Source organism: Nocardia sp. NPDC004718, assembly GCF_053601535.1.
Map to the genome: position 1 here is coordinate 1 of NZ_JBSGCA010000156.1, position 1420 is coordinate 1420.

Genomic DNA, 1420 nt, shown 5'->3' on the forward strand with positions numbered 1-1420 from the left:
TTTTCAGGCAGCCGTGCAGGATGCCCACGAGCCGGTTCCCGAGCTGGCGGAGGGCGGCGTTGTGGTTCATCTCCCGGCCGCGTAGTTCCTGGTAGTAGGCACGGGCTCCGGGGTCGTGCAGCATCGCGGCGTGGGCTTGGGCGTGCAGGGCGTCGACGAGGCGGTCGTTGTGGACGAACCGAGCGTGGACGGTCTTGGTTTTGCCGGACTGACGGGTGATCGGGGCGGTCCCGGCGTAGTTCTTGCGGGATTTGGCGTCGGTGTAACGGTTTTCGGCGTCGCCGAACTCGGCAAGCACCCGGGCGCCGGTGATCACGCCCATGCCGGGCTGGCTGAGGTAGACCTCAGCGTCCGGGTGCCGGCCAAAACACGACTCGACCTCGCCCCTGGAGGATCTTGATCTGCTCGTTGAGGGTGCCTAGGACCGCGACCGTCGCACGGACCGACGCCGCGTAGGCGCCGGCCACCGTGTCGGCTTGGCCGAGATGCTCGGTGCGCAGTGCCGCCTGGATCGCGGCGGCCTTGGCGGGGACATCGCGGCGTCGCGCCCGTTTCAGTGCGGCGGTGACCTGGCCGATCGTCAACCGGGCCGCTGCCGTGGGATCGGCGGCCTTGCCCAGCAGCTCGAGGGTGTCGACACCGGCGAGCCCGAGTGGCTTGTAGGCGGCGAGCGCGGCCGGGAAGTACTCGCGCAGCGTGGTGCGCAGCCGCAGCATGTGCCGGGTGCGTTCCCAGATCATGGTCTGGTGGGCGCGCGCGGCGACCTTGACCGCGGCGGCCTCGTCGGAGTCAGCGGCGACGGGGCGTAGCTGGTGGCGGCGAGTCCGCAGCAGGTCGGCCAGGGTGCGGGCGTCGGCCTTGTCGTCCTTCGCTCCCGACAACGACATCAATTCCCTATGGCGCGCAGCGGTTTTCGGGTTGACCCCGTAGACCTGGTAGCCGGCCGCGACCAGTGCACGCACCCACGGGCCGCGATCGGTTTCGATGCACACCAGCACCTGGCCGGGATCGGAGTCCTGCGGCAGGAATCGGGCGATCAGCTCATGCAACCGGCTCATGCCCTCGACACCCTCCGGCAGCCGGGCTGCCTTCAGGGTCCGACCGTGTTCGTCTTACACCTCCACGTCATGGTGATCTTCGGCCCAGTCGTCTCCGACGAACAGCACGTACGCTCCTGAATCTGCCTCGTTCGGTTGTCAGCAGCCGACGGGAGACTCAGCGCCCTAATGGACCAGTGCTCACACCAAAGTTGCTGGCGGGCACGACATCCCATAAGTTGTTTCGCTCCCGACCACCGGCAGGGGCACGGTCTGACACCAGAACTCGAAGTTCAGGTGAGGTTAGTGCTCACCTGCCGGGGCTACCGGCACCGAGTCTGCCCTACTGGCTGGCCCGGTAACTCCCATTAGCAGCGGCAAAC

At 67.7% G+C, this 1420-nt stretch carries 1 pseudogene; it reads right to left on the reverse strand.

The annotated features are described in order from the left end of the window. Nucleotides 1-1166 (reverse strand): annotated as a pseudogene (locus ACWEH3_RS36070) (IS110 family transposase); the annotation flags it as partial. Nucleotides 1167-1420 lie beyond the last annotated feature (254 nt).